Below are 23,997 nucleotides of genomic sequence, written 5' to 3' on the forward strand. Positions count from 1 at the left end.
ATGCTAGCTTGGCGACTGATTGAAGCCGGCAGCTGTAAGGAAATTAACCACCCCCTCGAAGGGGATGGAACAGGACTCCCTTGAACGAAGGGCTCGGCACTTATGCCAAATCCCTTTGTTTTAGGGAGTTTATGTCGATAAAGAGGTGAAGAGTGTATCATGATCGATCCATCTATCAAGCATGATTTGCGGGAAATCGCAACGAAACTAACCAATCTTAGGGGGTCTCTTTGACTTAGACCTCAAACAGGAAATGATCGCGAACTTCGAGGAGAAAATGTCCGCCCCGGATTTCTGGGACGACAATGAGAAGGCGCAAAGCCTCATCGCCGAGATGAACGGAGTCAAATCTTCCGTAGACAAATACGAAAAGCTGCAGCAGGAATATGACGATGCCTCGATGATGGCAGAGCTGGCCGATGAGGAAGGCGACGAGTCGCTTTTCGGTGAAATTGCTGAAGCGGTGAAGAGCCTGAAGAAGAAGCTGGAGGATTTCGAGCTCGACCTGCTCCTGAATCAGCCTTACGATAAAATGAACGCCATCCTGGAGTTGCATCCGGGCGCAGGCGGAACCGAGTCGCAAGACTGGGGACAGATGCTGCTGCGGATGTACACGCGCTGGGCGGAGAAGAGGGGCTTCAAGGTAGAGGTCATGGATTACCTCCCGGGTGATGAAGCGGGGATCAAGAGCGTCACGCTGCTGATCAAAGGCTTCAACGCATATGGCTACCTGAAGGCCGAGAAGGGTGTTCACCGGCTGGTGCGCATCTCGCCTTTTGATTCCTCGGGCCGGCGCCATACTTCGTTCGTATCCTGCGACGTCGTACCGGAAATTACCGAAGACACCGACGTGGAGATCCGGACGGAGGATCTGAAGATTGATACCTACCGGGCGAGCGGCGCGGGTGGGCAGCACATCAATACGACGGACTCGGCGGTACGGATTACCCACTTGCCGACCGGCATCGTGGTAACGTGCCAGAATGAACGTTCACAGATCAAGAACCGCGAGCGTGCGATGACGATGCTCCGTTCCAAACTGTATGAGCGCAAAATCGAAGAACAGCAAAAAGAACTGGATGAAATCCGAGGGGAACAGTCGGATATTGCATGGGGCAGCCAGATCCGCTCCTACGTGTTCCATCCCTATAGTATGGTAAAGGACCACCGTACTTCAGTGGAAACCGGCAATGTCGGTGCTGTGATGGACGGGGATCTCGATCCTTTCATCGACGGCTTTTTGCGGAGTCAGATTAAAGTGGATACCGAATAAAACCCATGAAATTCCTACACGCTATGTAGATTGGACGTATGTCCATTTTGCACAGCGGCGTGGGAATTTTTGGCGTCCGACGCTTTTATGGAAGCAGCGGGATGTCTCAGCCTGGAACCAAGACAAAAAGAATACAAGGAGAGAACAAGAAACATGTCTCAAGTCGTGACTTCGAGCCGCAAAAAGGCTCCCCTCATTCCCCCTTCCAGTCCCATGCGCCATTTGGTGGATACCGTTCTGATCGTGGTGGGCTCCTTCATTATCGCTTTAGGATTCAATCTCTTTTTTCTGCCCCACGGTATCGCCTCCGGCGGCGTGTCGGGGATTTCCGTTCTGGCAGAAGCGTGGTTCGGCTTAGAGCCTGCTTTTACCCAGTGGGCATTGAATATTCCATTGTTTATTCTGGGCGTGCTGCTGCTCGGGAAAAACTACGGTATCCGCTCCTTGCTTGGCAGTGTGATTTTGCCACTGTTCGTCTTTCTGACCAAGGACTGGCCGCTGCCTACGGATAATCCGCTGCTGGCTTCGATTTATGGCGGAATCGCGGTAGGCCTTGGCATCGGTATCGTATACCGGGGCAGAGGTTCGACCGGCGGCCTGACGACGCTCGCCCAAATTATCCAAAAATACAGCGGGCTCAGCTTTTCGCTCTGTGTTGTGCTCCTCGATGGCAGCGTGATTGTATTGGCGGCATGCACGCTGTCCCTGGAAAAAGCGCTGTATGCACTGGTTGGACTGTACGTTACAGCGAAGGTGATCGACGCGGTCGAGCTTGGCTTCAACTATTCCAAGGTAGCGTACATTATATCGAATCATACGGAAAAAATCAGCGAGGCCGTTCTGCATGACTTGGACCGGGGGCTTACCAAGCTGAACGCGGAGGGCGGATACACCGGAGACAATCGCACCGTTCTGATGGTGGTTATCGGGCAGAGCGAAACGACGCGCCTCAAGGCGCTGGTGCAGTCTGTGGATCCGGAGGCTTTTGTGATCATCAGCAATACGCATGAGGTGCTCGGGGAAGGATTTAAGGTGGGGTTGTAGAGTGAGATTTCATCTGCATGTTGTCCTTTAATGGAAAAATATAGGTAAATGAATGGGGATGCAAGTGGAAGAAGAATAATGGAATGATCAAGTTTTATCATGGAAAGCTCTGGCGACAGGGCTTTTTTTATTGTTCAAAGCAAAGCGTGCAAAGGAAAAAATCCCTTATGGGACAAGGCGGAATTCGCTCGAAACGGTTGTATTTATATAAATACAGTCGTATAATAATACATATTTATTCAGAGAGATGCAAGTCAGGCAAAGAGAGAGGAGAATTCGGGGATGCCAGGAGAACAAGGGGAAACCAGAAAAATCAGAATTGCGATCGTCGGCTCGACAGGCTATGGCGGGGTGGAATTGATCCGCCTGCTGCAGGCTCATCCGCTTGCGGAAATCACGTCGGTGATTTCATCCTCAAGCGCGGGAACGCCGATTTCGGCGGGATTTCCGCATTTGACAGATATTATTGTGCAGGATTTGGACGGTGTTAATGCCGCGGAAATGGCGGGAAAAGCGGATGTTGTCTTCACGGCAACGCCATCGGGCGTCAGCTCGAAGCTGGTTCCGGAGCTTTTGGAAGCGGGACTCAAGGTCATCGATCTGTCCGGCGACTTCCGGATCAAGGACGGGGCCACGTATGAGAAGTGGTATAAGCATCCTGCGCCCGAAGCGGCTGCCCTTGAAAAAGCGGTATACGGCTTATGCGAGATTTTCGGCGAGGAAGCCGCAAACGTAGATTTCATCTCGAATCCCGGCTGCTATCCGACGGCGACGCTGCTCGGATTGATTCCGGCTATCAGCTCCGGATGGATCGACCCGAAAAGCATCATCATCGACGCCAAATCCGGCGTATCCGGCTCGGGCCGGGGCACCAGCCTGACTTCGCATTACGCGGAGATTAATGAAAATTTCAAAGCTTACAAAGTCAACAAGCATCAGCATATCCCGGAAATCGAGCAGGTGCTGGAACAAGTGACCGGAGAACCTGTTACCGTGACCTTTACGACCCAACTCGTTCCCATGACGCGCGGCATTATGAGCACGATGTATGCCCAGATGAACGGGGTGTATAACGACGAGGATTTTGTGGATCTGTACCGGCAGTATTACAAAGACCGTCCGTTCGTGCGTGTACGGGATAAAGGAATTTGGCCGGCCACCAAAGAGGTGTATGGTTCGAACTATTGCGATATCGGCTTTGCGGCGGATGCCCGCACGGGACGCGTGACCATCATTTCGGTGATCGACAATATTGTCAAAGGCGCGGCAGGTCAAGCGATACAAAACCTGAATCTGATGATGGGATGGGAGGAAAATCTCGGACTGGGCTACATACCGGTGTATCCGTAAGTCGCGGGATGAACAACATTATGGGACATGACAAATTCACCGCCGTACAGGGCGGTTCGATTATAACGCCGAAAGGCTTTTCCGCAGGCGGTTTGCACTGCGGTCTGAAGAAAACCGAGCGCCATGATCTGGGCGCGATTCTGTGCGAGGTACCGGCGGTGGCGGCGGCCGTGTATACGACGAACGTGTTTCAAGCGGCACCCCTGAAGGTGACGCGAGAGAGCCTGCATAACGGCAGGCTGCAGGCGGTCGTCGTGAACAGCGGCAACGCCAATGCGTGCACGGGGCAGCAGGGCGAAGCCGATGCGTATACGATGCGTGCGGAAGCTGCGCGTCATCTTGGCGTTGAGATCGAGGATGTGGCCGTTGCTTCAACAGGCGTCATCGGCGAACTGCTCAAGATGGATCGCGTGACGGCAGGAATTGCCGGTCTGCCGCAGCGTTTGAGCAGCGAGGCGAACGGTGCGGAGGATTTCACACAGGCCATTCTTACGACCGATCTGGTGAAGAAGGAAGCCTGCGTATCCGTAAACGTGAACGGCAAGGAAGTGACCATTGCCGGGGCAGCCAAAGGATCGGGCATGATTCATCCGAACATGGCGACCATGCTCGCTTTTATGACAACGGATGCGGTAGTGGGGGAAGATGTCCTGCAGCGGCTGCTCCGTCAGGCAACGGATGTGACGTTTAACATGATTACCGTGGACGGCGACACCAGTACCAATGACATGCTGATTGCCATGGCGAGCGGGCTTGCGGGGAATGAAGAATTGAGTCCTTCCCATCCGGATTGGGAGGCTTTTGCAGCGGGCTTCACGTATGTATGCCAGGTGCTGGCGCAGGCCATTGCCCGCGACGGCGAGGGAGCGACAAAGCTGGTTGAGGTCGACGTGAATGGAGCGGTGAGCGATTTGTCCGCACGCGCCATTGCCAAAACGGTCATCGGTTCAAGCCTCGTCAAATCGGCCGTATTTGGCGCCGATGCGAACTGGGGGCGGATTATTGCCGCGGTTGGACGTGCCGGCGAACCGGTGAATCCGGAAACCGTCGATATTCACATTGGCGATATTTCGGTTCTGGAAGGCTCGCGGCCGGTAGCCTTTGACGAGGATGCGGCGCTTGCGTATCTAAAAGGAGATACCGTACGCATCGTGGTGGATCTTCACCATGGAGAGGGCAAGGCCACAGCTTGGGGCTGCGACCTGACGTATGATTATGTGCGCATTAACGCGGCTTACCGGACGTAACGGATAGATGGGAGAAGGAGAGAGCGCAGTGAACACGTTGAAACATCAGGAAACAAGTCAGCCGGGGGCGGAGACTTCCGGCAAGCAGAGCTTCGTCATGAAATGCGGCGGCAGCACGCTGGCGGCACTTCCGGATTCCTTTTTCGAAGACTTGAAGCAGCTGCAAGCCTCCGGCATCCAGCCCGTTATCGTCCATGGCGGCGGTCCGGCCATATCGGAGAACCTGGAGAAGCTTGGGATTGAAACGGAGTTCGTGAACGGTCTGCGCCGGACGACGGAAGCGGTGTTGGACGTAGTGGAGATGGTGCTTGCGGGCAGCATTAACAAGCAGATCGTCAGACGCATCCAGCAGAGCGGCGGCAAAGCGCTAGGCATTTCCGGCGTGGATGGCGCCCTGATCCAGGCCCGGCCTGTCGCCAATAGCGCCGAGGTTGGTTGGGTCGGCGACGTGACGCATGTGGAGTCGAATATTATCCAAGGCATCATCGGTATGGGGTATATGCCGGTCATTGCGCCGGTCGGCGTGGATGCGGGCGGACAGCGTTATAACATCAATGCCGACACGGCTGCCGGCGCGGTGGCTTCGCATCTCGGGACGGAGCGGATGATCGTGGTGACGGATGTTCCCGGCATCATGAAAGAAATCGAGGGCACGAAGCAGGTTCTGCCTGTGGTGAGCGTGCAGCAGATTCAGGACATGATCGCAAGCGGTGATATTTACGGCGGGATGATTCCGAAGGTCAAAGCGGCCGTGAGCTGCATCCAGGGCGACGTGCAGGAAGTGGTTATCGTGAACGGCAGCGAGCCGAAAATATTGAGCCGTGTGCTGCAAGGCGAAACGATCGGGACGCGGATCGTGAGATAAGGAATAACCTGAGGCAGGTTTGATTTTAATCATCTTATAGGCGAATAGGAAGAGACGAAGGGGAATTTTGGAACTGAAGGAGCGATAGCGACCGCCTTTGTCTCCGGATTTCAACCGCAATGGCGGTATGAATAAAAGAAATCTGGAGACAACAGCGGCCGGAAGTCCAAATATTCGCCGTAGGCGCTACTTGGAGCCGATGTGAATGATCCGTAACCGATTTTAAAAATAATCCAATGACAGGAGTGATTTACATGAGTAACGCGGCAGGACAGTCCAGCTCGCTGTTTCCGACCTATGCAAGATATCCGATCAGCTTGGTCAAAGGCAAAGGCAGCTGGCTGTGGGACGACCAAGGCAACCAATACCTGGATTTCATGAGCGGCATTGCCGTCACCAACCTGGGGCATGCGCCCGAGAAAGTCACCGCCAAGCTGAAGGCTCAGCTGGATGAGCTGTGGCATGTTTCGAATCTGTTCCAGATTCCGAACCAGGAGAAGGCAGCTTCGCTGCTGACGGCAAATAGCGGCGCGGATGCCGTGTTCTTCTGCAACAGCGGCGCCGAAGCCAACGAGGCAGCGATCAAGCTGGCCCGTCGTTACCATCAGAAGATTAAAGGCAGCGGCCGTTTTGAAATCATCACCTTCGTTCAATCCTTCCATGGCCGGACGCTGGCTACGCTGACGGCAACCGGACAGGATAAGGTAAAAGAAGGCTTCCTGCCGCTGCCAGCCGGCTTCAAGAGCGTACCGCTTCATGATCTGGATGCGCTCAAAGCAGCTATTACCGATCAAACCGCGGCGATCATGCTGGAGCTGGTTCTGGCCGAAGGCGGCGTGCTGCCGGTGGAAGCGGATTTCGTTCATGCCGTGAAGGCGCTGTGCGAACAGCATGGCCTACTCCTGATCATTGACGAAGTGCAGACGGGCATGGGGCGTACGGGCAAATTGTTCGCTCATGAGCATTACGGCATTCAGCCGGATATTTTCACCTTGGCGAAAGGTATCGCAAGCGGCTTCCCGACGGGGGCTATGCTCGGCAAAGCCTTCCTGCGGGACGCATTCAGCGCAGGCAGCCACGGCTCCACCTTTGGCGGAACGCCGATTGCTACGGCCGCGATCATCGCAACCATCGAAACGATGCTGGAGGATCAGCTTCCGCAGCGTGCCGCCGACATGGGGGCGTACCTGAAGGAGCAGCTGACGGAGAAGCTCAGCGGCAATCCGCATGTCAAGGCCATCCGCGGTCTCGGACTCCTGATCGGCATCGAATGCGCCGAGCCGGTAAACGAGCTGATTCTCGAAGCCCAGAAGCGCGGCCTGCTCTTCATCAGCGCGGGGCCGAACGTCATTCGGCTGCTGCCGAACCTGTATGTAACGAAAGAAGAAATCGATCAAGCGGTCAGCATCATCGCCGCCGTGATCCATGACTATACAGCGGTAAAAAAAGACTAACCGATAAACAGAGATCGAGCGCTTCTATTGGTTTCATCTCACAAAGGAGGAACACCCATGACTCAAGCAGAACAGCTGCAGGTGAACTTGAAAGGCCGGGACCTGCTGGAACTGGACGATTACACCACCGAAGAGATTCAGTACCTGCTGGATCTCGCCATTGAATTAAAGCGCAAGCAAAAAAACGGCGAAGTGTACCAGCCGCTGAAAGGCAAAACGATCGGACTTATTTTTGAAAAATCCTCTACCCGTACGCGGGTTTCCTTTGAGGTCGGGGCGTTCCAGCTCGGCGCGCACGCGCTCTTTTTGAGCAAAAACGACATCCAGCTCGGACGCGGCGAAATCATCAGCGATACGGCGCAGGTGCTTTCCCGTTATCTCGACGGCATCATGATCCGCACGTTTGGTCATCACAATGTCGAGGACCTCGCGAAATATGCATCCGTACCGGTCATAAACGGCCTCAGCGATTTGGCGCATCCATGCCAGGTGCTGGCTGACTACCAGACGATTCTCGAGCAAAAAGGCAAACTGAAAGGCCTGAAGCTGGCTTACATCGGCGACGGCAACAACATGGCGCACTCCCTCATGATCGGCGGAGCAAAGCTTGGCGTGCATGTATCCATTGCAAGTCCGGAGGGCTATGAACCGGATGCCGAAGTCGTGAAGCAGAGCCGCGAGATCGCGAAGGCGACCGGAGCGGAAATCGTCGTGACCCACAGCCCGCAGGAAGCCGTGAAAGACGCCGACGCGATCTATACCGACGTCTGGGCGAGCATGGGCTTTGAAGAAGAACAGAAAATCCGCGAGGCCGCATTTAAAGACTACCAAGTCGACGAAGAGTTGGTGAAGCACGCCAAGAGCGATTACCTCTTCATGCACTGCCTGCCGGCACACCGCGGTGAAGAAGTGAGCGCAGGCGTGATCGACGGCAAAAACTCCGTCATCTTCGATCAGGCAGAGAACCGCCTGCACGCGCAAAAGGCTTTGATGGCCGCATTGATGGGTTAGAGTAGGCTGGTATTATCGAATGAAACTTTTCAAAACTTCAGCCTCCCGAATGGGATATAATTGAATAACGAAGCGTACAAGGAAAGGAAGTTCAATCATGGCAAAAGAAAAAATCGTGCTCGCCTACTCCGGCGGGCTGGACACCTCGATCATCCTCAAATGGCTTAAAGAAACCTACGACGCCGAAATCATCGCTTTCACAGCGGATATCGGTCAAAAAGAAGAGCTCGACGGCCTCGAGGAAAAGGCGCTGGCAACCGGCGCATCCAAAGTATACATCGACGACCTGCGCGATGAATTCGCAAAGGACTTCATCTATCCGATGTTCCAGGCAGGCGCGCTGTATGAAGGTCAGTACCTGCTCGGCACCAGCATCGCACGTCCGCTGATCGCCAAGCGCATGGTGGAGATCGCCCGCGCGGAAGGCGCAACCGCGATTGCCCACGGCGCTACCGGCAAAGGTAATGACCAGGTTCGTTTCGAGCTGGGCGTAGCCGCACTTGCACCGGATATTAACGTCATCGCGCCTTGGCGCCTGGAAGAGTTCCGCAATGACTTCCCGGGCCGCGCCGAGATGATCGCTTTTGCCGAGAAGCACGGCATCCCGGTTACCGCATCCGCTGCCAAGCCGTATTCCATGGACCGCAACCTGCTGCACATCAGCTATGAAAGCGGCGTGCTTGAGGATCCTTGGTTTGACGCAAGCGCACCGGAAAACAAAGACATGTTCCTGCTGAGCAACTCTCCTGAGGATGCTCCGGACGAAGCGGAATACCTCGATCTGGAGTTCGTCCAAGGCAACTGCGTGGCGCTGAACGGCGAACAGCTGAATCCGCTGCAGGTCATGGAGAAGCTGAATGAGCTTGGCGGCAAGCATGGCATCGGACGCGTCGACATGGTGGAGAACCGTTTTGTCGGCATGAAGAGCCGCGGGGTATATGAAACGCCGGGCGGAACGATTCTGTTCACCGCTCACCGCAAGATGGAATCCATCACGATGGACCGCGAAGTCATGAACCTGCGTGACAGCCTTATCACCCGCTACAGCACGCTCGTATACAACGGCTTCTGGTTCGCGCCGGAACGTCTGGCTGTGCAAGCGCTGGTCACGGAAAGCCAGAAGAACGTATCGGGTACCGTGCGCGTGAAGCTGTACAAAGGCAACATTATCGCTGCAGGCGTGAAGAGTCCGGTCAGCTTGTACAATCCGGATATCGCGACGATGGAAGCCGATCCGACGCAAGCGTACGATCAAGGGGATGCAACGGGCTTTATCCGCTTGAACGCGCTTCGTCTTAAAGTAAGCACAGGCGTAGAGCAAAGCAAATAAACATATATGCCGCGGGAGCGGCAGGGCAGCAGCGGCCGTTCCTTTTCCGGGCGAGAAGGGGCGGCCCTCTGCCGTAACAGAGAGGAGAGAACCTATAGTGAGTAAACTGTGGGGAGGGCGCTTCACGAAGCAGACCAACCATTTGGTGGACGAGTATACCGCGTCGATCGGGTTTGACCAGGCGCTGGCCGAGGAAGACATCCAGGGAAGCCTGGCACATGTGACGATGCTGGGCAAATGCGGGATTTTGCCGCAGGAGGACGTGGAAACGATCAAAGCCGGTCTGAACAAGGTGCTGGAGAAAATCCACAACAACGAGATCGAGTTCTCGGTATCCGATGAAGACATCCATATGAATGTGGAGAAAAATCTGATCGCCGAGATCGGCCCGGTCGGAGGCAAGCTGCACACAGGACGCAGCCGCAACGATCAGGTGGCCACTGATATGCACCTGTACCTGCGCAAACGCGTGGTGGAACTGTCGGGCATGCTGCATGAGCTGCAAAAGGCGCTCGTGGTACAAGCCAGGGATAACCTGGATACGATCGTACCCGGCTACACGCATCTGCAGCGGGCACAGCCGATTCTGTTTGCCCATCATCTGATGGCTTATGTATCGATGTTCCAGCGCGACATTGAGCGTCTGATGGACAGCTACAAGCGCATCAACGTGCTTCCGCTGGGCGCAGGCGCGCTGGCCGGAACGACGTTCCCGATCGACCGCCATTTCGTGGCAGAGCAGCTGCAGTTCGACCGCGTGTATGAGAACAGCCTGGATGCCGTCAGCGACCGTGACTTTATTCTGGAGTTCCTCTCCCATGCTTCGATCATCATGATGCATCTCTCCCGCCTGTCGGAAGAGCTCGTGCTGTGGAGCAGCACAGAGTTCAACTTCATCGAGCTGGACGATGCCTTCTGCACAGGCAGCAGCATTATGCCGCAGAAGAAAAATCCGGACGTGCCGGAGCTGGTTCGCGGCAAAACGGGCCGTGTCTACGGCAATCTGATGGGTCTGCTGACGGTGCTGAAATCACTGCCGCTGGCGTATAACAAGGATATGCAGGAAGACAAAGAAGGCATGTTCGATACGGTTGCAACCCTTGAGGGAGCGCTGCAGCTGTTCGCGCCGATGATCGCCACCATGAAGGTGAACAAAACGCGGATGCGCGAAGCCGTGAACAAAGACTTCTCGAACGCGACCGACATTGCCGATTTCCTCGTGGGCAAAGGCCTTCCGTTCCGTCAGGCGCATGAAGTCATCGGGAAAACGGTGCTTTACTGCATTCAGAACGGCAAATATTTGCTGGATCTGACCCTGGACGAGTTCAAGCAGTTCTCGGAGCTCTTCGACGACGCGATCTATGAAGTGCTGCAGCCGGAGACCGTAGTGAACGCACGCAACGTATATGGCGGTACGGCTACCGACCAGGTGGCCGATGCGATCAAGCGCAGCGAAGTGCTGATGCGCATGACCGAGCAGTGGCTGGAAGAGCATCAGTAAACCTTTTGTATAAAATAGTTCATATGTACTATACGATGTAATGTAAAGCCGGTACCGGAATCTATGATTCTACCGGCTTTTTTTGCCGTTTTTCATAGGTTGGGGATTGCTGTCAGAAGCGGACAAAGCATATAATGAAATAGTACATATTATCCATTTTTAGCTAGATATATGAAGATCACGCGAAGGAGCGTCGGCAGAAGTGCTGAAAACCGTCTCGAAGCAGGAAAAAGGTTTTACTTTAGTAGAAGTTCTGGCGGCCATAGTGATCTTTTCCATCGTTTCTATAGTTCTTACCTCCTATTTCAGCAATGCGCTATCCTATTCCAAATCCAACCAGAATCAAACCGTCATGATCAACCTGGCGCGAAACGCCCTTGTGTATATGCAGAAGCAAAATGATGAAGCGTTAAAAGAGTTCTACCATGTCGGGGAGTTCGGCAGAGAACATCCGAAGATCCTCGGAAGTACGGCCGCATCGTCTCCGGGCACTTACAGCGGGGCATTGCCGGATACGGATCCCGCGACGCTTGCCGCTGTGCTTCATCCTACGGTGAACAATGTTGCTTATGAGATTGATATCGAATATGAGGCGGACTTGCATCAGCAGATGCTGAGCACGGACGATCCGCAAAAGCAGAAGATGAGCCGGAATTTGTTTCCCGTCAAGGTGATCATCCGCGGAGCGGGCGGGCCGGGCGGCCATCAAGCCGACAGTGTGGTGGAGGGATATATTACGAATGAACAACTTCGTTAAACGACTCCGCCGGGAGGAAGGCTTTACGCTGCTGGAGATGATCGCGACGCTGACGGTGATGTCCCTGGTGCTCGGCCTGGTCTATTCGTTAACCGTCTTCGGGATGCGCAGCTATCATAAAATTTCGATTGAAAACTCGCTTCGGGATGAAGCGGATCTGATGATGTCGGCGGTGATCACAGAGCTGTACACGTATGCACCAGACTCCATCGAGCCGCAAATAGCGGGAAGCACGACCTCGGTCGTGCTGCGCAAGAGCGGGGTGCAGCCGCATCGCATTCAGATCCGGGACGGCAAGCTGACCATCGAGCCATATCTGGATCTGGCAGCGGGCGGAACGGGGGGTGCCGCGGATAGCGTCGTGGAACCGGTGGGAGCGGAAGCGACCCGGAACCTGGATTCCGTGCTTACAGAAAACGCCTCCTTGACCGTGGACTGCAGCGGGCTTTCGGTATGCCAGAGCGGCACGCTCTCCATAGCCCTCGAACTGGAGCAGAACTACGAGAACCGGCCGTACAAGCTGCGTATGCAGAGTCGGTTTGGCTTTTAAATGGCAGGCCTGCTTGGAATAGCCGAAAGTGGAGGGAATGCAGATGAAGAAAATTCGTTTTCGCGATGAGCGCGGTTCGGCTCTGGTGCTGGTCCTGTTCATGGTGCTCCTGCTGACGATTCTGGGGACGGCTGTGGCGGCGGCGGCCATCGGCGGGGCCCAGCGTACCCAAACCCGCGAAAATGACGTGCAAAGCCTGCATTTGGCGGAAAAATCATTGGATGAAGGCGCGAGCTATATTTTTTCGGAGCTGCAGGGGCAGGTCGTTAATCCGGAGGATTTGGCGTCAACGATTGCCGGTTACGTGGCGGAATTGCAAGGGGAAATCAGCGCCGGAAAATTAACGCTCGGCTCCGAGCTTGGCAAGGACAAGGTATCCGGGAAAATTACGAGCATCGTCTTTGATCCCAGCCGGCCGCGCAAAAGCACCGAATATCCGATTACACTGGAGTCCGAAGCCGAAGTGGGCGGAGTCAAGCGCAAGCTGACCCGGGAGATCATTATCGATACCTATCCGGATTTTCTCCGCTATGCTTTAGGCTCGGAAGGGAATCTGATCCTGAACGGGTCCCCTGATGTAAAGGGGAATATCTATGCGGGGAATACGCTGCTGCTGTCCAACAGGGCGCTGTATACCCATGGCAACGCGTATGACGTATCGACGCTGTTTCCGGTGCTGCTTCCTTCCGGGGGAGCTGGTGGAGATGGCGAAGCTCATGTCCAGTCGCTGAAAAAAGTGGAGTGCGTTGACCAGGGCGTCGGCGGATCCCCATTTCAGGCCGGGGGCTGCGAGAAGCCCCTCGGATCGGCCTTCGACCCTGCGAAGAGCCTTCGCATCAAGCCGCTGAGCAAATTCGTCAGCATTAATGTTGTCCAGTCATTTGATGACAAGGTGAAAGAAGCGCTGGGTCCCGTGCCACCGAGCCTGAATGGATCGAATCCAAGCGGGAAATCGCTTGTCGATGGCTATCAAGACCACTACAAGCAAGACGATCAAGCCCCGTTCCTGCAGCTGGAAATGCCCAAGGAGCCGGAGTATCCCGCAGTGCCGGGAGAGGGCGCATCCAAAGAGGAGATCGACCAGTACAATAAGCTTATGGATGAGTACAAAGTGAAACTCGAAATTTACAAGGAAGAACTGAATAAGCTTGTGGCGCAGCTGACCGGCTTAAACCAATCCGCCATCTTCAGCGGGGATTTAACGGTAGACGGCAGCAAGCTGCAAAGCCTGAACATCAATAAAGCTCCAGGGAGCGGGCAAGCCAACTGGCTGATCGTCAATGGCAATTTGAATATCGATGCGCGGTCTGCCGGAGATATCCGCATCGCCGGCAACATTCTGGTGACGGGGAATGTCGCGATCAATGGCAGCGTTCAATTTGATTCCACGGTCTTTACCTTAGGGAAAACCGAAATCGTGGACGCGAGCATCCAGGGCCTGGGCGGCAAAGAGCTGGTGCTGATCGGACAAGGCCCGATCGAGATCTACAGAGTGGATGCGTTTAAAAATACGGAAGAGCCTACGCTGCTGAACGCATTCTTTTATACGGATGGCCAGGCGGAGCTTTACGGCGTCGGGTCTGCATTCCACCTCAAGGGCGGGTTTTTCGCCAAGGGCGACTTGACGATCAATGCGGTGCGCGGCCGTGCGGGCGAGCCTTCGGGCGCCTACGACCCGCTCAGGTTTGACCAGCAGGTAGGAGAGCAGCAAGCCGCGCGCTTCAGCGTGGAATATAACGGTGATGTGTTCCAGCATCAATATGCCGGCCTGCCAAGGGTCAGCACCATCAGCGTCAGAGTCGGCAGCCTGAAGCTGGAGTAGCGCGGCTGAAGGTTCTTGTTCAGAGGCGTTCCGATCGGTACACTCATCACCCTAATATAATGAAAAAGAAAGGACCGCCGGATCATCCGGCGGTCCTTCTTCCATAAGATAAGAGTTTATCAATAACCCCGTTCCCCGCCAAGTGCCTGAATGGACTTCGTTCGGAGCAAGCCCGGTCATGCAGGGGATTTTTAAGCTGGATGAATATTAGTAACGATCATTGCCGGCCCCGCCGGCTGGCTTTTTCTTCACTTCGATGATGATTTCCGCTTTGATGTTCTCATCGTCCATGAACTTTACGCGTACGGTGGATTGCCCCACATGCTTGCCGGTGATGGTACCCGCATTCGTGCCTCTCGCGATCACCGTAACATTACCTGTGTTGTCGCTGCTCCAAATCAGGCTCTCCTTGATCTGATCCGGCACGACGCCTCCATGGGGCAGCATGGCCAGCTTGGTGGTGAGATCGAACACATCACCTTCATAGATGGTTAAGCTGTACGGAAGCTGCAGTCCGGTCAGGCTCTGCTTAATCTCCACGGCATGCTCCGCGACCAATTCGCCGGCCTTAAGCTGAACGATGACCGTACCCTTTTGCTTGCCGGTGACTTTTACGCCGTCCGGTGTCACGTCCAGGGATGCATATTTCCCGTCATCCGCATTTTTGAACGACCATAGGAGCGGCGGAACGTTCTCGGCATCGGCCGGGTTCAGCACCGGCTTCAGAACGAGCGTTTTGCCGATGATAACGGAGGAATCGCCATCGATCCCGATCGACTCCAGCGGGTTGATAATCTTGACTTGAGCGGAAGCGGTGGACTGGACTTTATCGCTTGATCCCGCGAATTCCGCCGACAGGGTTACCTCGATCGTAACCGTCCCCGCGTTTTTCCCTTTCAGATCCCGGCTCCAACTATCCCCGGTGTCGATGAGCTCAGCCTTTGGATTCGCACCCACTTCCGTGACCGTCCAGGTCAGCTTGGCATTCTGCAAATACTGCCGGTCGATGATGGCCTGCAGCTTGCCGGTTTCGCCCTTCTTGATTTCCTTCGGAGCCTTGAGCGTAAGAATCGGATCGACGACCGTAATGGTCGACTTGGAGCTAAGGTTGCTGCCGTCCGTCGAATAAACGGTCACATCCGCGGTGCCCACGCTGGCCCCGACCACCTTGCCTTGCTGATCAACCGAAGCGATTTTCGGATCGCTGCTGCTCCAGGTAAACACGAGCGATTTGGGGTCGACGTCTGTAGGCGTATAGGTAACAGGGATGACAATAGAGGCGCCTTTCAGGATCGTGTAATGATCCTCTATTTTAAGAGTCTCCAGGCGCTTCTTGACGGAGAACGAGATCACCGGGAAATCCGCCTTTTTAGATTTCTCGTCAATATCCGTAAACTTCATGGAAGACTTGTTTAACAGGTAGTTCCCTTTTTCTTTGGGAATCAGCGAGACGGTGAACCGGACCTGCTTGACGGTCGGAACGTAGCTGCTTCCTACTAGCTGGTAAGGGACGTCCGGGAGCGTTCCTTTGAGCGTATAGCCTGCCGCGAGGGTGCCGCTTTTGATGATGCTGCCGCTTCCTTCATCGAAGGTGATTCCTGCGACCTCCAGATTTGCAGGAAGCTCCTCGGTAAACTCCAGATTTTTCACGATCATTTTCGCTGGATCCTGGGTGCCCAGCTCTTTGGCGATGTTCACAGGCTGCACGGTGTAGTGAATCGGTATTGTTTCCTTCGTGAACAAATCCCTGCCCTGATATGCCGAATCGAGACCGCGGTCTACCTGCAGGCTGTCTTTAAACTTTTTGACGGTAATGTTGATCGTCTTCGGCTCTGCCTGGGCGCCGTGGAGGTCGCTCGCCGTGATGACGATTTTCAGCTGCCCTTGATCCTGCACATCCTTTAACGGATTGTCCAAATCCAGTGAAATGGTCGAGCCGGAAAGCACTGTTTTTTCCTCGCCTATGAAAATTTCCTTGTTATTCTGCAGCATTTTCACCTGGGTTTTAATATTCCGGTCCTTCAGGTCCAGGTCGTTGACGGTGTAGCTGACCGGTATTTTTTGATAAGAAGGAATGACTGCGCCCTCCACGGGGCTGATCGGCTTGATGTCCGGCGCATGGTTGGCTCCGATAAAGGCTCGGAACATAGTGTTGACGAACAGGCGCTGCTCCCAGTCCGGAAAGTTGTTGCTCGTATGTCCGGTTCCGGAATAGGTCACATTGCCTTTGGTATAGGTGTAATAATGATTCCAGCTGTCGTCGACGTCGCGCTGGGTTGCTGCGTTCGCGTCTGATTTGATGTTGTACCATGGGACCACGGCGGGGTCCTCCAGGTCCAGCGTGAAGTATTGGTTATGCGTTGTGGCGATTTGGCCGACGGAGGCCGATTTCCCTTTTTGAGTCAGATCGAACGGAAACTGCGTCAGGAGACCTGTATTCACGTTTTTGGTCGACGTGCTGGACAAAGGGTTTCCGAATCCCAGGTTGGTCTCCGGAGCGATTTGTCCGGTATCGGCTTGGAAATACTTGACCCAGGCGTTCTGCGAGGTTGAGCTTTTATAGATCGTGTCATGCGTAAACATGACGCCTTGTCCCGATTCGATGAAGGCATGAACCGCGAGCGCTTGATCGTCCTTTAACGGGCTGCTCTCGTTGTAGGTGTCTTTGAAGCCGAATACGATCATATCGAATTTGCCGTTTAGCTGCTTATAGTACGCTGAGCTGAAGTCCGAGAAGGATACCGGAGTGATTTGGAGCTCGTAATCGCTGCTTTTCAGATAGGAGGCGTCCGTGATTCTCTTCGTCAGATCGCTGCTCGTATCTTTATCCGGCATCACCTGTAGTACTTTGACCACCGTTTTCTCATCCTGGTACCGGATGGTTCCGCTCACGCTGTCGGTAAGCCCGTTTACATTGTAGAGATCGAGCTTCCAATAGAGCAGCCCGGAGTAGGCTTTAGGCAGATTGTAGGTGATTTCGTTGCCGGTAGGCTGCGTAATGGTTTTCAGAGCAACCTGGTTGTCGTCCGTATATTTAAGAACTTTATCGACGGAAAGCGACAGCTTCGCGGTAACGCTGTTGCCGGACTCGCTCAGGTTTGGGACATTATAAGCGTTGAATTTGAACGTCAGCGTATCTCCCGCCTTATAGATTTTACTGCTGCCGGACGAGTAATCCGCGGGCTGAGAGGTCAGATCGATTCTGGGACGCTGATGCAGCTGCTGATACAGCGTGGAGCCCGCCTTGTTCATGTCGGTCACGAGCTGGTTCAGCTTGTTATCATTGACGAAGTAAACGTTGCTTTTGGAGCTGCCTTGGGGCGTGTTATAGCCATTGAACAGATCGTACAGATTGCGTTTTCCCTGCTCATTGGGGAGCTGCTTCAGCACGTTTTCGTTCACGATGACCGGCAGTCCCTTGTTAATATAGTTCGTTCTGATTTCATTGGCTTTCAAGCTCGTGATGTCATTCATCACGTAAGAGGTCTGATGGGCTTTGGTCTGGTTGGTTTTATCGTCGGTTTTCTTGAACGGAGCGACGCCGTTGGTGCTGTAGTTGGTGCTTTTGCCTTTATTGGCGTCCGTCTGGTTATTCGGATCATTCAGATTATAAGCATCCGCAATATAGATCGCGTCATACGTGCCGCTGATATCCTCGCGCATCGCCACGAACGTTTTCATCCGCATGACATCCACGCTGACGTTGGGCATGTTCTTCAGCTTATCCTTAAGCACGGAATAGCTCGATTGATCTACGATTTCCAGAATACGGACCGGATAAGCCGGTTCGACGACAGCATTCACCATTGTCCAGCGATAGGGAATAAACAATGCCAAAAGTACTACCGCGAGCATGACCGGGATTATGAGTCTGTATTTCCTCTTCATTCCAATCCTCCTAAAATAGAATATGGAAAAATGTCAGTTATAGCACGAATTGCGCGAGTTGTACTCGATATGTACAGGGTTTTTTATTGTAAAATTAACCAATCTATGCTATATATCATTTTAGGATATAAGTCTCGTGTTATCAACTTAAATATATGAAAAAAGACACAGGTTTAATAGAACTATACTACCGAATTACCTCTTTCGCATTTGCGTAAATTTTTGCCGAAAAAGTTCTTTTTGTGGAGGGATTCGACATGGCTATTGTCAAAAAAAGGCTGGGGGATTTGCTGGTCGAAAATCATGTGATTTCGCATGAACAGCTGCAGGAAGCGCTGGGCGAACAAAGTAAATCCAAGCGCAAGCTCGGGGATCTCCTCATTTCTCAAGGCTATATCACGGAGCAGCAGCTGATTGAAGTGCTGGAATTTCAGCTCGGCATCCCGCATGTCAGCCTGTTCAAATACCAGATCGACCCGGCGATCACGCAGATCATTCCGGAAAGCATGGCGAAGCGGTACCAGGTGCTGCCCTTCATGAAGGATGGAGGCAAGCTGATGGTGGCGATGGCCGATCCGCTGGATTATTTTGCGATTGAAGAGCTGCGGATGACCACCGGCTTCAAGATTGAGCCTGCGATTTGTACGAGGGAGGAGCTGCAGCGCTCGATTGCGCGTCACTACGGGCTGCGCGATTCGATGAATCAGATGATGGTCGATTTGCCTTCCGCCGAAGATATCGAAGAAACCGAGATTACGGACGAGGATTCGCCGATCGTGAGGCTGGTCAACCAGATGATCCAGCAGGCCGTTCATCTCAAAGCTTCCGACATCCATGTCGATCCCGGCGAAAACAATCTGGCGATCCGTTATCGGATCGACGGCCAGCTGCGGACCGAGCGTCATCTTCCGAAGCAGATGCAGGGCTTTATCACGGCGCGCCTCAAAATCATGTCCAAGCTCAACATCGCCGAGCGGCGTCTGCCGCAGGACGGCAGAATCAAGATGCAGTTCGATTACAAAATGGTGGATATCCGCGTGTCGACGCTGCCGACCATCCACGGCGAAAAAATCGTGCTTCGGCTGTTGGATCTCAGTACCGGGGTTAAGCCGCTGGAGCAGCTTGGGTTCAATGGGCGCAATCTGCAGATGTTCCGGGATATGATCGAACGTCCATACGGCATTCTGCTGATCACGGGCCCGACGGGCAGCGGCAAAACGACGACGCTCTATTCGGCGCTGAACCATCTGAATGTGGAGAATGTGAACATCATTACGGTCGAGGATCCGGTAGAGTACCAGCTGGAAGGGATTAATCAGGTGCATGTGAATCCGGCGATCGGCTTTACATTTGCGGCCGGGCTCCGTTCCATCCTCCGTCAGGACCCGAACATCGTGATGGTGGGGGAGATTCGGGATCATGAGACGGCGGAAATCGCCGTACGGGCCTCCCTGACGGGCCATTTGGTGCTGTCCACCCTGCATACCAATGATGCGGTCAGCACGATTACCCGTCTCCGCGACATGGAAATCCAACCGTATTTGATCGCCTCGTCGCTGGTGGGCGTGGTGGCGCAGCGTTTGGTGCGCCGGATCTGTCCGGAATGCAAAACCGCGTACACGCCAAGCGAGCAGGAGCAAATTTTGCTGAGCAGCCATGGTTTTCAGGCGGACAAGCTGTACCGGGGAAAAGGGTGCGGCAACTGCAACCGGACCGGCTATCGCGGCCGGGCGGCCATTCATGAGGTACTTTGCATCGATGATGAGATGCGCCAGCGGATTACGGGCTCGGCCTCCGTGGACGAGCTGCGGGAGGCGGCCAAGCGGCAGGGAATGACAGGACTGATGGAGGACGGCTTTGAGAAAGTCATCCAAGGCGTGACATCCCTGCAGGAAGTACTCCGCGAGACGGTTGCGAATTAAAGGAGGCGAAAATGAGATGCTTCATACGGAAGCGGGCATGAGGACACTGCTGCAGAAGGCTTTTGAAATGGGCGCCTCCGACCTTCATGTTTCGCCCGGCTCGCCGCCGGTGCTGCGCATCGATGGCGTGCTCATGCCTTTGCAGGAGCAAGCGCTGTCGGCGGAAGATATTCGCGGGATGGCGCAGGCTGTGATGGGGACGGCGGAGCAGGAACGGTTTGAAGCGGCGGGAGAGGTTGATTTTTCGACCCAGCTGGAAGGAGTCTGCCGGTTCCGGATGAATATATTCCGCCAGCAGCATGGGGCTGCGATCGCGGCGCGTCTGATTCCGGCGAGCGTGCCGGATCTGGCGGAGCTGGGGCTTCCTCCGGTCATCCGCACGCTCGCGCACAAGCCGCACGGCCTCATTCTCGTGACCGGTCCGACCGGTAGCGGGAAATCCTCCACGCTGGCTGCACTGATCGACCATATCAACCAAACGCAGCACAAGCATATCATTACGCTGGAGGATCCCATCGAGTACATACATTGCAGCAGGTCATCGCTGATTCAGCAGCGGGAGGTCGGGAGCGATACTGCGAGCTTTGCCCAAGGCCTGAGAGCAGCGCTGCGCCAGGACCCGGACGTGATTCTGGTGGGAGAGCTGCGGGACCTGGAGACGATTTCGGCAGCCGTGACGGCCGCGGAAACCGGGCACTTGGTGCTCGGGACGCTGCATACGACCGATGCGCCGCAGACAATCGACCGCATCATTGATGCTTTTCCGGGACATCAGCAGGGGCAGATCCGCATCCAGCTCGCCAGCGTGCTGAACGCGATCGTGTCGCAGCGGCTCCTTCCGAGAAAATCGGGCAAAGGCCGGACCTGCGTCACCGAAATCATGATCAACACGCCAGCCGCGGCCAATCTGATCCGGTCCGAGAAAAATCACCAGATCCGCAATCTGATGCTGACCGGCAGAAGTTTAGGGATGCATACGATGGATATGTCGATCCGGGAGCAGCTGCAAAGCGGCGTTCTGGATGCGAAAACCGCGCAGCCGTTTCTGGCGGAAGGAGGCAGCTGATGCCGCAATTCGAATATGTAGTGCGAACGAGCGGAGGCAAGGACTTGAAGGGCAAGCTGACCGCCCTGGACAAGCCTTCGGCGATGGACGAGCTGCGGAAGAGGAACCTGACCGTGTTTTCGCTCTCCGAGCAGCGCAGCTCCATTTTCCAGCAGGACATGTACATCGGCAATCCGGTCAAAACCATTCATTTTATCATTTACTGCCGCCAATTCGCGACTTTAATCCGGGCCGGGGTTAGCATCGTTGATGCCAACCGGATTTTGGCTGAACAGACCGAAAGCAAGGCGCTGCGCAAAGCACTTCAGGATGTCGGGTCGAGTCTGCTGCGCGGGATCGCCTTTTCGACGGCCGTTCAGGATCATCGCAAAATTTTCCCGAACCTGTTTGTCAGCATGATTCGTGCGGGCGAGGAATCGGGGGACCTGGAAGGAACACTGGAGCGGCTGGCGGTCTTTTTCGAAAAGCAGCACAGCACCAAGGAAAAAATCAAATCCGCCCTCACCTATCCGGTCACGGTCGGACTGATGGCCATCGCCGCCGTCGTGTACCTGCTGTATGCGATCGTGCCGCAGTTCGTCTCTATGTTCGAGTCGATGAACGCACAGCTGCCGGCGATTACGAGAATGGTACTGGCGCTGAGCAACAGCTTTAAGCATCAGTGGTTTATCTGGATTGCCGGCCTGCTGATCCTCCTCATTGCCTATCAGTGGATCAAGCGTACCGAGCGAGGGGCCTACCTGCTGGATTACGCCAAGCTCAAAGTCCCGGTGTTCGGCAAGCTGAATCAAAAAGGCTCCATCGCCCAGTTCTCGCGCACCTTCTCATCGCTGTACGCCAGCTCGGTGCCGGTGCTGCAGGCACTTACGATCGTCGAAGAGGTGGCGGGCAACAAGGTCATCGGTCAGTACATCCGGGCCGCGGGAGAATCGCTCCGTCAGGGCAATCCGCTCTCCGACCCGCTGAAAAAAGCATGGGTGTTCCCGCCGCTGGTCACGCAGATGATCGCCATCGGCGAGGAGACGGGCGCGCTTGACCTGATGCTGTCGAAAGTGGCCGATTTTTACGAGATGGACGTGGAGAATACCGTCGACCGGTTGAAGTCGCTGCTGGAGCCGCTGCTGATCGCCTTCCTCGCCGGCGTGGTGGGAATTATCGTGGCGGCGATTATGCTGCCGATGTTCAGCTTGTATAACAGCATCTAGAGCCATACGGTTCTGAATATATGCAAATGATCTCATGAATCCAAATCTAATTGAGGGGGATATTCGTATGGAAGCTGTATTGAAAAAGCGTTTCGGCAAGTTGGGAAGAGAGGAAAAAGGCTTCACGCTGATCGAGCTTTTGGCGGTAATTGTGATTATCGGGATTATCGCGGTGATCGCGATTCCGTTGATCGGGAATATTCTTAGCAAATCGAAGGATAGCGCGGATTTGGCTACCGCGAGACAGGTGTATGATGCGGCCAGATTATATATCACGAGTGAAGGAAATGGGGATTTTAAAGCTACAGAAAATAGAACCATTAGTATTGAAAAATTACAAGATAGTGGATATCTTGACAAATCCCTATATTTGCCGAGTACGAAGGCTCCTATTTCAAAGACGGGCGTAGTGACATTCTCTGATTTAGGACAACTTGTTAGTGTTACATTAAATTCGAAGGTTTATAATGCGGAAAATGTATTGAGTTCAAGTTCAAAAGCAGATAAAGCAGAGTAATGAAAAATTTAAAGGATTATTTTATTCCTGTATTAATATTTAAATTCATTTACGCACCAGCGGAGCAGACGGAATCGTTCTGAAGAAGCGCAAGCGTTCGCCTTTGTCGTCGGATTTCTACCCTGATCCTATTCCAATCCAGGAAATCCGTAAGACAACAGCGATCGGAAGAATGATCCGTGTGCGCAGCGGCCTTCGAAGCGCCATATTACCTTTTTAATTAACGCTATTAATAAATCTGAATTCTACTAAATTAGCAACATAAACTAGCATCATAAATATCGTAGCAACATCAACCTATAGCAACACATCACAGCTTCACTAGAATCATCAACCTAACAACATACCAATTGCAGCAACACCACCTTTCATATTATTCACATCACCACCCAGGAACCGGATCACCACTTCCGGTTCCCTTTTACAATCAAAGGAGCCACGCCAATGACACTGATCATCCCCATCTACGCCCTGATCTGCGGATTGCTGCTGGGCTCTTTTTATAACGTTGTCGGACTGCGCGTCCCTGCTGGCGAATCGATCGTTCACCCGCCGTCGCACTGTACGAAATGCGGAACGCGCCTGAAGCCCAGAGACCTTGTGCCTGTGCTCAGTTTCCTGCTCTCCCGCGGCCGCTGCCGTCACTGCGGCATCAAGCTCTCCGGATTGTACCCGCTGGGCGAGCTGCTGACGGGATTGCTGTTCCTATGGGTTGTCCTGCAGGAGGGCATTAGCGGCAGGGGGATGATCGGGCTGCTGCTGGTCAGCTTGGCGGTGATCGTTACTGTCGCGGATATGAAATACATGCTGATTCCGAACAAGGTGCTGCTGTTTTTTACGCCGATCCTGCTCGCCATGGTACTGCTCTTCCCGGATGGTTCGCTCTGGAGCCATCTTGCCGGAGCGGCAGTGGGGGGTGGAATTCCGCTTCTGCTCGCGCTTTTTGGCGGCATGGGGATGGGGGATGTGAAGCTGTTCGCGCTGTGCGGTTGGGTGCTCGGCGTGCCGAACGTGCTGATTGCTTTTTTGGCGGCATGCACTATGGGGACGGTCGTATATGGGCTGCTGATCTTGTGCGGCATCGTCCGGCGCAGACAGCCGGTACCCTTCGGGCCTTGGCTTGCCGCAGGAGCGCTGCTGGCTTACGGGTACGGTTCAACAATGATAAGCGGGTACCTCTCGCTATGGAATTAGG

The 23,997-nt window shown here is 54.3% G+C and carries 18 protein-coding genes; 17 read left to right on the forward strand and 1 reads right to left on the reverse strand.

Translation table 11 applies throughout. From position 1 onward, the window contains the following. The first annotated feature begins 159 nt into the window (after window positions 1–159). From prfB to PCH05_RS06235, 12 genes are all read left to right on the forward strand, one after another. A protein-coding gene (gene prfB, locus PCH05_RS06180; protein ID WP_127601481.1) for a peptide chain release factor 2 occupies window positions 160–1,273 on the forward strand; the annotation gives its coding sequence in 2 pieces (ribosomal slippage) (window positions 160–231 and window positions 233–1,273; 1,113 coding nt in all). A gap of 153 nt (window positions 1,274–1,426) precedes the next feature. Next, a complete protein-coding gene (locus PCH05_RS06185; RefSeq protein WP_127601482.1) occupies window positions 1,427–2,317 on the forward strand; it encodes a YitT family protein in 891 nt (296 codons plus the stop codon). Window positions 2,318–2,599: 282 nt separating this feature from the next. Then, window positions 2,600–3,667: an N-acetyl-gamma-glutamyl-phosphate reductase gene (gene argC / locus PCH05_RS06190; protein WP_127601483.1), complete on the forward strand. Its 1,068-nt coding sequence runs from the start codon at window positions 2,600–2,602 to the stop codon at window positions 3,665–3,667. Between the two features lie 20 nt (window positions 3,668–3,687). Beyond that, entirely contained in the window at window positions 3,688–4,914 is a 1,227-nt protein-coding gene (argJ, locus tag PCH05_RS06195; RefSeq protein WP_127601484.1) for a bifunctional glutamate N-acetyltransferase/amino-acid acetyltransferase ArgJ, read from the forward strand. Window positions 4,915–5,011: 97 nt separating this feature from the next. After that, the gene (gene argB, locus PCH05_RS06200) at window positions 5,012–5,779 is read left to right on the forward strand and encodes an acetylglutamate kinase (protein WP_246049389.1); all 768 of its coding nucleotides are present in this window, start codon (window positions 5,012–5,014) and stop codon (window positions 5,777–5,779) included. 254 nt (window positions 5,780–6,033) lie between these two features. Continuing rightward, window positions 6,034–7,233: an acetylornithine transaminase gene (gene argD, locus PCH05_RS06205; RefSeq protein WP_246049380.1), complete on the forward strand. Its 1,200-nt coding sequence runs from the start codon at window positions 6,034–6,036 to the stop codon at window positions 7,231–7,233. A gap of 57 nt (window positions 7,234–7,290) precedes the next feature. Next, window positions 7,291–8,244: an ornithine carbamoyltransferase gene (gene argF / locus PCH05_RS06210; protein WP_127601487.1), complete on the forward strand. Its 954-nt coding sequence runs from the start codon at window positions 7,291–7,293 to the stop codon at window positions 8,242–8,244. Window positions 8,245–8,341: 97 nt separating this feature from the next. Beyond that, window positions 8,342–9,574, forward strand: a complete 1,233-nt coding sequence (locus tag PCH05_RS06215) for an argininosuccinate synthase (protein WP_127601488.1) — start codon at window positions 8,342–8,344, stop codon at window positions 9,572–9,574. Window positions 9,575–9,671: 97 nt separating this feature from the next. Then, the gene (gene argH / locus PCH05_RS06220) at window positions 9,672–11,075 is read left to right on the forward strand and encodes an argininosuccinate lyase (RefSeq protein WP_127601489.1); all 1,404 of its coding nucleotides are present in this window, start codon (window positions 9,672–9,674) and stop codon (window positions 11,073–11,075) included. A gap of 202 nt (window positions 11,076–11,277) precedes the next feature. After that, window positions 11,278–11,832 (forward strand): type IV pilus modification PilV family protein, encoded by a 555-nt coding sequence (locus PCH05_RS06225; RefSeq protein ID WP_127601490.1) that lies wholly within the window; start codon window positions 11,278–11,280, stop codon window positions 11,830–11,832. Next, complete coding sequence (locus tag PCH05_RS06230) at window positions 11,816–12,382, forward strand: PulJ/GspJ family protein (RefSeq protein WP_127601491.1); 567 nt, start codon at window positions 11,816–11,818, stop codon at window positions 12,380–12,382. Before PCH05_RS06225 ends, PCH05_RS06230 begins: the two co-directional genes overlap by 17 nt. Before the next feature lie 43 nt (window positions 12,383–12,425). Beyond that, on the forward strand, window positions 12,426–14,204 hold the full coding sequence (locus PCH05_RS06235) for a hypothetical protein (RefSeq protein ID WP_127601492.1): 1,779 nt from the start codon (window positions 12,426–12,428) through the stop codon (window positions 14,202–14,204). Between the two features lie 207 nt (window positions 14,205–14,411). On the opposite strand, the gene PCH05_RS06240 is transcribed toward PCH05_RS06235, so the two are convergent. After that, a complete protein-coding gene (locus tag PCH05_RS06240) occupies window positions 14,412–18,092 on the reverse strand; it encodes a DUF5057 domain-containing protein (protein ID WP_127601493.1) in 3,681 nt (1,226 codons plus the stop codon). 257 nt (window positions 18,093–18,349) lie between these two features. On the opposite strand from PCH05_RS06240, the gene PCH05_RS06245 reads away from it, so the two are divergent. The 5 genes from PCH05_RS06245 to PCH05_RS06265 all read left to right on the forward strand — a co-directional run bounded on the left by PCH05_RS06245 (window position 18,350) and on the right by PCH05_RS06265 (window position 23,996). Beyond that, on the forward strand, window positions 18,350–20,014 hold the full coding sequence (locus PCH05_RS06245; protein WP_127601494.1) for a GspE/PulE family protein: 1,665 nt from the start codon (window positions 18,350–18,352) through the stop codon (window positions 20,012–20,014). 16 nt (window positions 20,015–20,030) lie between these two features. Further along, on the forward strand, window positions 20,031–21,080 hold the full coding sequence (locus tag PCH05_RS06250) for a type IV pilus twitching motility protein PilT (protein WP_246049381.1): 1,050 nt from the start codon (window positions 20,031–20,033) through the stop codon (window positions 21,078–21,080). After that, on the forward strand, window positions 21,080–22,285 hold the full coding sequence (locus PCH05_RS06255; protein ID WP_127601495.1) for a type II secretion system F family protein: 1,206 nt from the start codon (window positions 21,080–21,082) through the stop codon (window positions 22,283–22,285). Before PCH05_RS06250 ends, PCH05_RS06255 begins: the two co-directional genes overlap by 1 nt. Before the next feature lie 67 nt (window positions 22,286–22,352). Continuing rightward, on the forward strand, window positions 22,353–22,802 hold the full coding sequence (locus tag PCH05_RS06260) for a prepilin-type N-terminal cleavage/methylation domain-containing protein (RefSeq protein ID WP_127601496.1): 450 nt from the start codon (window positions 22,353–22,355) through the stop codon (window positions 22,800–22,802). A 444-nt stretch (window positions 22,803–23,246) separates the two neighbouring features. Next, window positions 23,247–23,996 (forward strand): prepilin peptidase, encoded by a 750-nt coding sequence (locus tag PCH05_RS06265; RefSeq protein ID WP_127601497.1) that lies wholly within the window; start codon window positions 23,247–23,249, stop codon window positions 23,994–23,996. The last annotated feature ends 1 nt before the right edge of the window (window position 23,997 follow it).

The organism is Paenibacillus chibensis (assembly GCF_004001045.1).
In the GTDB taxonomy this organism is placed as follows: Bacteria; Bacillota; Bacilli; order Paenibacillales; family Paenibacillaceae; genus Paenibacillus_AQ; species Paenibacillus_AQ chibensis.

Coding starts and splice junctions, on each gene's coding strand:
- PCH05_RS06260 (WP_127601496.1), top strand. CDS start 22,353: ATGGAAGCTGTATTGAAAAAGCGTTTCGGCAAGTTGGGAAGAGAGGAA.
- PCH05_RS06215 (WP_127601488.1), top strand. CDS start 8,342: ATGGCAAAAGAAAAAATCGTGCTCGCCTACTCCGGCGGGCTGGACACC.
- PCH05_RS06235 (WP_127601492.1), top strand. CDS start 12,426: ATGAAGAAAATTCGTTTTCGCGATGAGCGCGGTTCGGCTCTGGTGCTG.
- PCH05_RS06245 (WP_127601494.1), top strand. CDS start 18,350: ATGGCTATTGTCAAAAAAAGGCTGGGGGATTTGCTGGTCGAAAATCAT.
- PCH05_RS06185 (WP_127601482.1), top strand. CDS start 1,427: ATGTCTCAAGTCGTGACTTCGAGCCGCAAAAAGGCTCCCCTCATTCCC.
- argF (WP_127601487.1), top strand. CDS start 7,291: ATGACTCAAGCAGAACAGCTGCAGGTGAACTTGAAAGGCCGGGACCTG.
- argJ (WP_127601484.1), top strand. CDS start 3,688: ATGGGACATGACAAATTCACCGCCGTACAGGGCGGTTCGATTATAACG.
- argB (WP_246049389.1), top strand. CDS start 5,012: ATGAAATGCGGCGGCAGCACGCTGGCGGCACTTCCGGATTCCTTTTTC.
- PCH05_RS06265 (WP_127601497.1), top strand. CDS start 23,247: ATGACACTGATCATCCCCATCTACGCCCTGATCTGCGGATTGCTGCTG.
- PCH05_RS06240 (WP_127601493.1), bottom strand. CDS start 18,092: ATGAAGAGGAAATACAGACTCATAATCCCGGTCATGCTCGCGGTAGTA.
- argD (WP_246049380.1), top strand. CDS start 6,034: ATGAGTAACGCGGCAGGACAGTCCAGCTCGCTGTTTCCGACCTATGCA.
- argC (WP_127601483.1), top strand. CDS start 2,600: ATGCCAGGAGAACAAGGGGAAACCAGAAAAATCAGAATTGCGATCGTC.
- PCH05_RS06250 (WP_246049381.1), top strand. CDS start 20,031: ATGCTTCATACGGAAGCGGGCATGAGGACACTGCTGCAGAAGGCTTTT.
- PCH05_RS06230 (WP_127601491.1), top strand. CDS start 11,816: ATGAACAACTTCGTTAAACGACTCCGCCGGGAGGAAGGCTTTACGCTG.
- PCH05_RS06255 (WP_127601495.1), top strand. CDS start 21,080: ATGCCGCAATTCGAATATGTAGTGCGAACGAGCGGAGGCAAGGACTTG.